This window comes from Undibacterium sp. GW821-FHT11B02 (genome assembly GCF_058808955.1).
In genome coordinates this window covers 71,317-82,321 of sequence record NZ_JBXASD010000014.1, presented here as the reverse complement: position 1 = coordinate 82,321, position 11,005 = coordinate 71,317, and the positions used below count along the sequence as shown (strand labels likewise).

At 49.7% G+C, this 11,005-nt stretch carries 5 protein-coding genes; 3 read left to right on the top strand and 2 right to left on the bottom strand.

Annotated features, from left to right (window positions below; genetic code table 11):
• The first annotated feature begins 878 nt into the window (after nucleotides 1-878).
• From AC1RVX_RS25110 to AC1RVX_RS25100, 3 genes are all read left to right on the top strand, one after another.
• Nucleotides 879-3,032 (top strand): exo-alpha-sialidase, encoded by a 2,154-nt coding sequence (locus AC1RVX_RS25110; protein WP_493219308.1) that lies wholly within the window; start codon nucleotides 879-881, stop codon nucleotides 3,030-3,032.
• Nucleotides 3,033-3,272: 240 nt separating this feature from the next.
• Nucleotides 3,273-5,666: a glycoside hydrolase family 95 protein gene (locus AC1RVX_RS25105; RefSeq protein WP_493219307.1), complete on the top strand. Its 2,394-nt coding sequence runs from the start codon at nucleotides 3,273-3,275 to the stop codon at nucleotides 5,664-5,666.
• A 241-nt stretch (nucleotides 5,667-5,907) separates the two neighbouring features.
• Complete coding sequence (locus AC1RVX_RS25100; protein ID WP_493219306.1) at nucleotides 5,908-8,166, top strand: beta-glucosidase family protein; 2,259 nt, start codon at nucleotides 5,908-5,910, stop codon at nucleotides 8,164-8,166.
• Between the two features lie 74 nt (nucleotides 8,167-8,240).
• Here the strand turns inward: AC1RVX_RS25100 and AC1RVX_RS25095 are convergent, their stop codons facing one another.
• Entirely contained in the window at nucleotides 8,241-10,091 is a 1,851-nt protein-coding gene (locus tag AC1RVX_RS25095; protein ID WP_493219305.1) for a family 2A encapsulin nanocompartment cargo protein cysteine desulfurase, read from the bottom strand.
• Nucleotides 10,066-10,995 carry a family 2A encapsulin nanocompartment shell protein gene (locus AC1RVX_RS25090; protein WP_493219304.1) on the bottom strand — a complete coding sequence of 310 codons (930 nt, stop codon included), beginning with the start codon at nucleotides 10,993-10,995 and terminating at the stop codon, nucleotides 10,066-10,068. Before AC1RVX_RS25090 ends, AC1RVX_RS25095 begins: the two co-directional genes overlap by 26 nt.
• Between the last annotated feature and the right edge of the window lie 10 nt (nucleotides 10,996-11,005).

Here is an 11,005-nt window from a genome sequence, read left to right as displayed (position 1 = left end):
TTCGTTTGTCATAAATTACAAGCTAGGCTACAACGTAGCAATTGTGAAAACCACCAACTCAAGGAATGATATTCGGCAAGGAAAATGATTTGATAAGTAAAACCACGCCTAATTCTCGCAATGTCGCCTCCTCTTTCAGACTGAATTCATACGTGTATCGCAGCGATTTATATTATTCATCAATCGAACTGAATCTTGAACCAGTGAGGCTTTAAATACAGGCGCGAATGTTTAAAAACCACACTAATTTTGTCAAAACTGACATTCGCCTGAAATGGCAAGCATAAAGAATACAGCGCCACATACCATCAGCAATATCTTTGTGTCGTCAGGCGCTTGTCGCTCACACAACGTTTAAAATGCTCAAAGAACAGAAATGCGTCGAAAACAAAACCTGACCTCTGCATTAATCATGCCCTGAATATCATTCGCCCGATTGGTGGTTTTCACAATTGCAGTGAATTAAGGTCAATTTTAAAATTGATCCAAAGCGCTAATACAGCCTACGCGAACTGAAAGGCTGTATAGGTCCAACAATAAATACTGAGACAAAATCATTGAACGTCAAATGCATATACCAGTGTGTGGTGCAGAAATGACAAATTTCTTGGCATGATCAGGGCCAGTTAAACATCCAAAAAATTTCGTTGGCAAGTTGTCTCAAATTATCACACGTGAAAAAGTCATTTCATAAGAGATAAGTGTTGATTACGGACAGCAGCTTTGTACATATGGAAATGCACGTCTCTTGAACGTGAAAATCTATTTATATCTACGGAATTTTTTAAAAATACATCGCGCAATGTCCGATGTATTTTCCTTAAAAATGGCCAATATTTTTTGGCATATTCAGCGAATGAAAATATCAGCGGGTAAGCATGAAAACTGTCTTGGTTTATATCAATTGTTGTATAGGCTTATTGTTTTTTACAGCTACATTTAATCTCGCCTGCGCCGGAGTTTACGACTGGAACAATGTCGCCATTGGCGGCGGTGGATTTGTATCAGGAATTATTACCAGCAAAACTGAGCAGGGATTAATTTATGCACGCACTGACGTTGGAGGTGCTTATCGCTGGGACAAAGCGAGATCAAGCTGGATTCCATTAACCGACTGGGTCACTGACCATGAAACAGGTTTATTGGGTATAGAATCCATTGCGATTGATCCTGCTGCGACCAACAACGTGTACCTGTTGGCTGGCATCAGCTATCTTAACGACGGCAACACTGCCATTTTAAAATCCAGTGACTATGGCCGGACATTTAAAAAAATTAATGTAAGCACGCAGTTCAAGGCAGATGGCAATGGCATGGGACGCAACACCGGTGAAAAACTGCAAGTTGACCCTGCCAACGGCAATATCTTGTATGCCGGTACGCGTGGCAATGGATTGTTTAAAAGTGTCGATGCTGGCCTGTCCTGGGATCATCTCGACAATCTGGATGTAACTACGACATCAAACCGTAATGGCGTTAGTTTTGTCGTACTGGATCCGCATAGTATTTCGGACAAGGCAACGCAAAGGCTATTCCTGGGGGTATCCCGTTACGGCCCTGCCGGCGACAATCTGTACATGTCGGCAGATGCTGGGCACACATTTACTGCCATCACTGGCGGACCAACTACGTTAATGCCACACCGTGCAGTAATTGCTGGCGACGACCTCATCATTACCTATGCCAACGGTGCCGGTCCCTGGGGGAATAGTACCAGCGGCGAAGGCATGGATCAGGGCCAGGTCTGGAAATATAAAATATCTACCGGCAACTGGATCAATATCACACCCAAGCTAAATCGCGCTTATGCAGGCATTTCTGTTGATCCGAATAATAGTAGCCGCATTATTGTCTCCACCATTAATTACTTCCAATCCAGCGGCCACGGTGACAAGATTTTCTTGACGACTGATGGCGGCAAAACCTGGGTTGACATCTACGCCCGCGGATTTGCATTAAAAACCAATGGCATAGAGTGGATAAAAGCAAATTCTATCCATTGGGCTGGCAGCATCGAGTTCGATCCCTTTGACACCAAAACCGTGATGGTGGTCTCTGGCAATGGTGTTTTTAAAACATCAGATATCGACGCCACGCCAGCGATATGGAAATTTAATGTGGCCAACCTTGAAGAAACCGTGCCATTAAATTTGGTCAGTATTCCTGGCGGCCCGGTCATTTCTGCGATTGGGGACTATGACGGTTTCCGTCATAGCGATGTGGCACAGTACGCAACAATCAATTCACCTACAATGGGCACAACAACCGGTTTGGCCTTTGCAATGCAAGCCACAAATGTTATAGCCCGTGCAGGCAGCGCCATGTATATATCAAAGGATATGGGACTTAGCTGGACAAAAACCGCAAGCATGATTGGCAAGAATGGACAGGTCGCCATCAATGCAGATGGAAAAGTTATTTTGCACAGTCCTGAAGGATCAGTGACCAGTTATTACTCAACTGATTCAGGCGCAAGCTGGACAGCCATTGCAGGACTCGATGTCAGCAATGCGCGGCCAATTGCCGACGCCGTCAATGCCAATAAATTCTATGCGTTAAATGGCAACAGTCTTTTGGTCAGCACAAATGCGGGCATCAGTTTCGCTGAAGCGGGAAAATTTTCGTCGGGCAGAAGTTCAAAGTTAATGCGTGCTGCACCTGGGTATGAGGGTGATATATGGGTGCCTTTGTATGATGGTGGCCTGGCACGCTCTACTGATTCAGGAGCAACAATTTCCTACTTGAGCAACGTAAGTTACGCGGCAGCAGTCGGATTTGGCAAAGCTGCGGCGGGATCAAATTATCCAACAGTCTACTTATGGGGTACTGTTGCGGGTGTTCGCGGTTTATTCTGCTCGAAAGATACTGGAACAAACTGGGTACGCATTAACGACGACGCGCATCAATATGGTGGACCAGGAGATGGTCAATTTGTGGTGGGCGACATGAATACATTTGGCGTTGTTTACATGAGTACCGCAGGTCGCGGGATTGTGTATGGCAAACCAGCGAATGGACACGATGCTTGCTAAATTGTTCGAATCGCAGATTTGAGCATTCATTCTGGTCAATTGATTGATTTATCTGTAGGCCGATATTCCCCGAGTAGTCAATTTACTGAATAGAGTCGCAATACCTTGCTATAGTCGTGCCAGATGAGATCAAAAATGCAATGGTACGGTACCCTGATTGCGCATAGTGCGCAATGTCAGCAAACCTTGAGCAGTAACGAATCGGAAGTATTTTGCAATTTTTCGGAGCATTTACCACATATGAAAATCCTGTCGCGCTCTGCCTTGTTGCTCACACTTGTCCTTGTCACCATCATAGCAACGGCGCATGCTACAGCTGCCAACGATCTGACATTGCGCTACCTTGCACCAGCACCCGACACACCACAAGGATGGGAACGCGAGGCGCTTCCCATTGGTAACGGTCGGTTGGGTGCCATGATTTTCGGCCAACTCGCGCGTGAGCGTATTCAGTTCAATGACATTACGCTCTGGACCGGAGACAGTAAGCTCATGGGTGCCTATCAGGCATTTGGCGATGTGTACATTAATCTGCCGGATCATGACAAGGCAAGCAGTAACTATGTGCGTGAACTCAATCTCAAACAGGCGTTGCACAGCGTCACCTACACACACGACGGAGTCAGGTTTCACCGCGAAGCTTTTGCCAGTTATCCGGCACAGGTAATCGTCATGCGGCTCACTGCTGACAAGCCGGGTCAATACACGGGCTCAATAGGCGTCACGGACATGCATGGCGCGCATATTACTGCCTCGGGCAACCGCATCTATGCCACCGGATCGCTCGCTGGCTATGTGCTGCCTCAACGAAGCAACAACAAGCAATCGGCACCGCCACCGTCCAGCAACGTCATGGACTATGCAAGTCAGGTTCAGGTCGTGAATGAAGGTGGCACTATCACCATCAATGACAATCAAATCAACTTCACCAACTGCGATTCGCTCACCCTTATCCTTGGTGCTGGCACAAGTTACGTCATTGATCCGGCAAAGAATTTCCAAGGCGAGCATCCATTGCCGCGCGTGACAGCCCAGGTGAGTATGGCTGCAGCCCGTACGCTACCTGCACTCCGTACCGAGCACCAAAAAGATTTTCATGCGCTGTTTGATCGCGTCAGCATAAATTTTGGTGAAACATCACCATCGCGCCGCGCGCTGCCGACTGACAAACGCATCGAAGCATATACTGCCGAAGGCGCTGATCCCGGACTCGAAGCACAGTTTTTTCAATTTGGCCGCTACCTGCTCATCTCTAGCTCACGCGATTCTCTGCCCGCCAATCTCCAGGGGTTATGGAACAATAGTTTGACTCCGCCATGGAACTCGGATTACCACACCAATATAAATATTCAAATGAATTACTGGCCAGCGGAACCAGCCAACCTGCACGAACTGGCGCAGCCTTTCTTTTCTTTCGTCCAGGGAGTTACTCCCATTTACCGTCAACTTGTCTCAACGACCGCTGCGCAAGCTATTGCTCACCCTGCCGCATCGAAACAAGCTGAAGCCGGTGGAAAATCCCACCCTCCTGAAGAAACATTTCTTACCAAAGACAAAAAACCTGTGCGCGGCTGGGCCGTACGCACAGAGTCAAACCCGTTTGGTGCTACCGGCTACATCTGGAATAAAACTGGCAATGCCTGGTACGCCCAACATTTCTGGGAACACTATGCCTTCACGCAAGACTTAAATTTCCTGCGTACTGTCGCCTACCCCGTGATGAAAGAAGTTTGCACATTCTGGCAAGACCATTTGAAAACCTTGCCAGATGGACGTCTGGTCGCGCCGCTTGGCTGGTCACCAGAACACGGTCCCATCGAAGATGGTGTCACTTACGACCAGGAGATCATCTGGGATCTGTTCACCAACACCATCGAAGCAGCTGATGTACTAGGCGACGACCAGACGTTTCGTAATGAATTGGCAGCCATGCGCGACCGGCTCGCTACGCCACGCATTGGCAGCTGGGGGCAACTCCTGGAATGGTTAAATGAGAAAAAGGACCCGGTGCTCGATACGGCTGCTGATACCCACCGCCATGTTTCCCATTTGTTTGCCTTATTCCCGGGGCGTCAGATTTCTCCCACAAAAACGCCAGAACTTGCCAACGCAGCGCGCAAATCGCTTGAAGGCCGCGGTGATGCCGGCACAGGCTGGTCTATGGCGTGGAAAACTGCTTATTGGGCAAGACTGCTAGATGGTGACCATGCTTATAAGATGTTGCGCGGCCTGCTCGCCAAACCTGGTGCGCGGGCAGCCCAACAAGCAGGAATCGGTAGTGAGGGCAACAATGCAGGCGGTACCTACCCTAATATGTTTGACGCCCATCCCCCCTTTCAGATCGATGGTAATTTCGGTGCTACCGCAGCCATTTGTGAAATGCTGGTACAGTCGCAGACTGGCGAGATCCACCTGCTACCGGCATTGCCATCTTCATGGCCAACCGGTTCAGTCAAGGGCTTACGAGCACGCGGTGGTTTTGAAGTCGACGTTACCTGGGCAAACGGCAAACTCACTGCAGCAACGATACGCTCTGTCGCGGGGCCTGGCGGCGGAAAAATCCGCTATGCCGACAAAGTGATTGATCTGCACCTCAAACCCGGCGAAACGATCAATCTTGGAGGAAATCTTTGATACACACTTTAAAGCAAACTAATACCCTGCCTCCAATATCATTTTCTGGGTTGCTGGCTTTCTCATTTGCTATACCAGGGGCGGGTTGACAATTGATTTCACAAAAATGCACTGCATTATTGGAAAGCTTCCCATTTAAATAATTATTAATTTAGAATAGTTTTCGTTTTACTCGTTGTGTCAGGTACTGGCACGCTATAAACAACTATTTAACGACTATTTCCCAACTTAGGTAGAAACCATGTTTAAGCTGAAAATTTCAGTACTTGCCGTCATCGGTATCTTGTGCACTGCAACCGCATATGCAAATTCTGCAGAACAACACCCAACACCCCCGGTAGTGACATCCATGCCCTGGATGAATACCTCTCTCACTGCCGATCAGCGTGCGGATTTGGTATTGAAAGAAATGACGCAGGATGAAAAATTAAAGCTCGTATTCGGTCATTTCGGGTCAGAACTTGCCTGGAAAAACTTGAAGATGCATCCAGCCGCCATCCCACATTCGGCGGGTTATGTAGAAGGCGTGCCACGCCTGGGAATTCCCGCACAATATGAAACTGATGCCGGGGTCGGTGTGGCGACACAGGCAAGCGGGCCAACAGCACGCGAACGTACGTCATTGCCTTCGGGCATTTCGACTGCCGCAAGCTGGAACCAGAAACTTGCCTTTAAAAGCGGTGCCATGATAGGTGCGGAAGCACGCGCATCCGGTTTTAACGTCATGCTTGCAGGTGGCGTCAATCTGATGCGTGAACCACGCAATGGCCGCAATTTTGAATATGCGGGTGAAGATCCTTTACTTGCCGGAACAATTGTTGCAGCGCAAATCAATGGCATTCAATCCAATCATGTTATTTCCACTTTAAAGCACTATGCCGTCAATAGTCAGGAAACCGGGCGATTTACACTGAATGCAAAGATTGATGACACCAGCGCCCGCATGTCAGACTTATTGGCAATGCAAATCGCAATTGAAAAGTCTGATCCCGGCTCTGTCATGTGTTCCTATAATCGTTTGAACGGTGCTTACGCCTGCGAAAATGATTACTTGCTCAATCAGGTATTAAAAACTGATTGGGGATATCGTGGATATGTCATGTCCGACTGGGGTGCAACCCATAGCACAGTGGCAGCAGCCAACAATGGCCTGGATCAGGAATCAGGTTGGGAATTTGACGTAACCCCCTATTTTTCGGGTGCCTTGAAAGAGGCGGTAACAAGTGGCACGGTGCCACAGGCACGTCTCAACAATATGCTCAAACGCATCCTGCGTACCATGTTTGACAAAGGCTTGTTCGACTACCCGATTTCAAAAGACAACACAATTGATTATGCTGCACACGCATTGATCAGCCAAAACGGCGCAGAAGAAGGTATGGTCTTGTTAAAAAATGACCAGAATTTACTGCCCCTGAGTAAGGACCTGAAAAAGATCGCCATTATTGGCTCTCATGCAGATGTTGGTGTGCTTTCGGGCGGTGGTTCGTCACAGGTATATCCAATTGGCGGCAGCGCAGTGAAAGGCCTGGAGCCGGCTGCCTGGCCGGGACCAGTTGTTTATCACCCCTCGTCGCCATTAAAGGCAATACAGCGTTACATGCCGCATGCGCAAGTCACATATGATGCCGGCACAGACATCAAGGCAGCAACAGCCCTCGCCGCACAATCCGATATCGTTCTTGTCTTTGCGACGCAATGGATAGGTGAAGCCAATGATGCCGTCTCACTTTCACTTCCATCCAATCAAGATGCCTTGATTGCAGCACTTGCCGCTGCCAATAAAAAAACCGTGGTCGTACTGGAGACTGGTGGGCCTGTCACGATGCCATGGGTTAATCAGGTTGCTTCTGTGCTGGAAGCGTGGTATCCCGGAACCGGTGGTGGTGAAGCAATTGCACGCGTACTGGTAGGCGAAGTCAACCCGTCTGGACATCTGCCGGTAAGCTTCGCTGCGTCAGAAAGCCAATTACCCCGGCCAGTTTTAGATGGTGACCCAGCAATAAAAGACCAGCGTTTTGATGTCAACTATCATGAAGGTGCAACGATAGGCTATAAATGGTTTGATGCAAAAGGCCTGAAACCTCTATTCTCGTTTGGTCACGGTTTATCGTACACAAAGTTTGCTTATTCTGGCCTGAGCAGCAAGTACGTCAACAATACTATGCAAGTGAGTTTTACAGTTACCAATACTGGCAAAGTCACTGGCAAGAATGTACCGCAAGTATATGTCGCACCAACGTCCGGCAAGTGGGAGGCGCCAAAACGTCTGGTTGGATGGGATAAAGTTGAATTGCTTCCTGGTGAGAGCAAGTCAGTCAGTTTGACCGTTGATCCACGCTTGCTGGGAATGTACGACAGCAAGACGAAAACCTGGCGCGTCAACGCAGCAGCATATAAAGTGATACTCGCACGTAGCGCTGGTGACGCTGATGCTGTCAGTACGACGGTCAATTTACCTGCCGGTAGCTTAAACGTGTCGGGAAAAAAAATTAAATAACATTTAAACCAAAAAAACGCTGGCATGCCAAGGCTTGTAGACCCGGCATGACCAGCGTGTCAAATTGCCTTGCTTCAATTCCTTTTTTGATTTGCCAGACGGCGTACCACTGCAAGCAGGCGATCAATTTCTTCGCAAGTATTGTAGAACGCAAAAGAAGGCCGTACGGTAGCCTCGACACCAAACCGCCGCAAGATAGGTTGCGCACAGTGATGGCCAGAACGAACGGCAATGCCCTCGTCATTGAGTGCCTTGCCAACTTCCTCGGTCTGATACCCTTCCAGAACAAAGGATGCGACACTGGCCTTTTCATGGGCCGTGCCTATCAGGCGGACGCCGGATATGCTCTTCAGTCCATGTGTTGCATATTCCAGCAAGGCATGTTCATACAGAGCGATATTTTCCAGCCCCAGGCGTTCGACATAATCAATCGCCTCCCCCAACCCCACTGCGTCTGCAATATTGCCGGTACCTGCTTCAAAGCGTGCCGGTGCCGGTTGATATTGAGTACGCTCAAAAGTCACGTCAGCAATCATGTTGCCACCGCCCTGCCATGGCGGCAACTGATCCAGCAAGGCCTTCTTGCCATACACCACACCTATGCCGGTAGGGCCGAATACCTTGTGTCCTGAAAACACGTAAAAATCGGCATCCAGTGCCTGCACGTTCACACGCAGATGCGACACAGCCTGCGCGCCATCGATTAGCACCCGGGCACCAGCACTATGCGCCAGTGCAATAATTTCCTGCACCGGTGTAATCGTACCCAAGGCATTCGAGACCTGAGTCACTGCGACCAGTCGCGTTTTGCTATTGAGCAGCTTGCGATATTCATCCAGAATGATCTGCCCACTGTCATCTACGGGAATGACGCGAATGACTGCACCCTTTTCTGCGGCCAGTTGCTGCCAGGGCACAATATTGGCATGGTGTTCCAGCTGCGACACGATGATTTCATCACCGGCGCCGATAAACTTTTTGCCAAAGGTATTGGCAACCAGATTGATCGCTTCTGTTGCACCGCGCACGAAGATGATTTCATCTACCGATGCCGCTCCCAGAAACTTCGCAACCTTACTTCGTGCACCTTCATAGGCATCGGTAGCCCGTGCTGCCAGTTCATGCGCAGCGCGGTGAATGTTGGAATTTTCATGCGCATAAAAATAGCTGAGTCTGTCAATCACCGACTGCGGTTTCTGGGTTGTCGCTGCATTATCGAACCAGACCAGTTGCTTGCCATTCACCCGTTCCGCCAGGATAGGAAAGTCCCTGCGCACCGCATTGATATCGAACGGTGCTGCCAGTGCAGGGTTGGCCGCCCTCGGTGCTGTATCCCAATAATCCTGCTCGCCTTGCTGAAAATAGTACGCCGGGCGTGCATCTGTCCCTGTACCTGCGTGGGCTGGCTGGGTGTGGGCTGACTGGGTGTTGGCTGGATACAACTCCCCCAACAATCGCTGTAACTGATCTTGCCCCGGCAAACCAAAAGAACGCGCCAGTGTCTGATCCGCCTGCTGACCTGTGCCCTGTGCGGCAAGACTATCCAGACTACCATCGGCTACCGGATAGCCATTGTCTGCACCAATAAAATAATAGGGTGTAGCAAGGGATGCACCACCTGTCTGTGGACGTGACGGTGCAATACTGCTGCCACCATTCTGTGGCACGGCGCTGGCATAAACGGATGGTTGCGTGTGCGCCGTACCAGCATTACTACTGGATTCGCTGACAGAAGATACACGGCCAGGCGCAACGGATGCAGGTGCATTGCCCGTTTCTGAAAAACCCGGCAAGAACTGTGCCGCAGCTTGCGCCGCCCCCGGCACCAGTGCAAAAAACTCTGATGCCATGCGATTCAGCAGCGCTTCATCCGGCAAGCCCGCATTGGCCGCGCCAGTATTACTTGTAGGTGTCAGGATAGTCATGGTACTTACCGATCTCTACGTCATCCAGAACTGCAACCGCATCATCCGTCAATACCGCCAGCGAGCAGTACAGGGAAATCAGATACGACGCAATGGCATTGCGGTTGATACCCATGAAGCGCACTGACAGACCGGGGCTTTGTTCGCCAGCCAGGCCAGGCTGGAACAGGCCAACCACACCCTGACGCTTTTCACCGACGCGCAACAGGATGATCTTGGTCTTGCCATCTTCAATAGGCAATTTGTCGGAAGGCACCAGCGGTACGCCGCGCCAGGTCAGGAATTGGGAACCGAACAAGCTCACCGTTGGCGGTGGTACGCCACGGCGTGTGCATTCACGACCAAAGGCAGCAATCGCCAATGGATGGGCCAGGAAGAAGCCTGGTTCTTTCCAGACTTTGGTCAACAAATCATCCAGATCATCTGGGGTAGGTGCACCGGTCAGTGTGGAAATGCGCTGATCATCAAGTACATTCGCCAACAGGCCGTAATCAGGATTATTGATCAGTTCGCTTTCCTGACGTTCCTTGATGGTTTCCACCGTCAGGCGCAATTGTTCCTTGATCTGGTCATGCGGGCTGCTGTACAGATCAGAAATACGGGTATGTACGTCCAGCACGGTTGCTACCGCATTGAGGAAGTATTCACGCGGCTGTTCATCATAATCCACAAAGGTTTGTGGCAGCTCGGATTCATCACGCTGGGAACAGGCTACACGAACATCTTTAGGGTTTTTGACCTTGTTCAGGCGATAAATACCTGCCTCTACCGGCAGCCATTGCAGCAAATGCACCAGCCAGCGTGGTGAAATGGTGGATAACTGGGGAACGGTTTTTGTTGCATTCGCTAACTGCCTGGCGGCGTTATCACTGAGTGCGAAATTACTGGAAGACACATCGGTCATTGCTTACTCC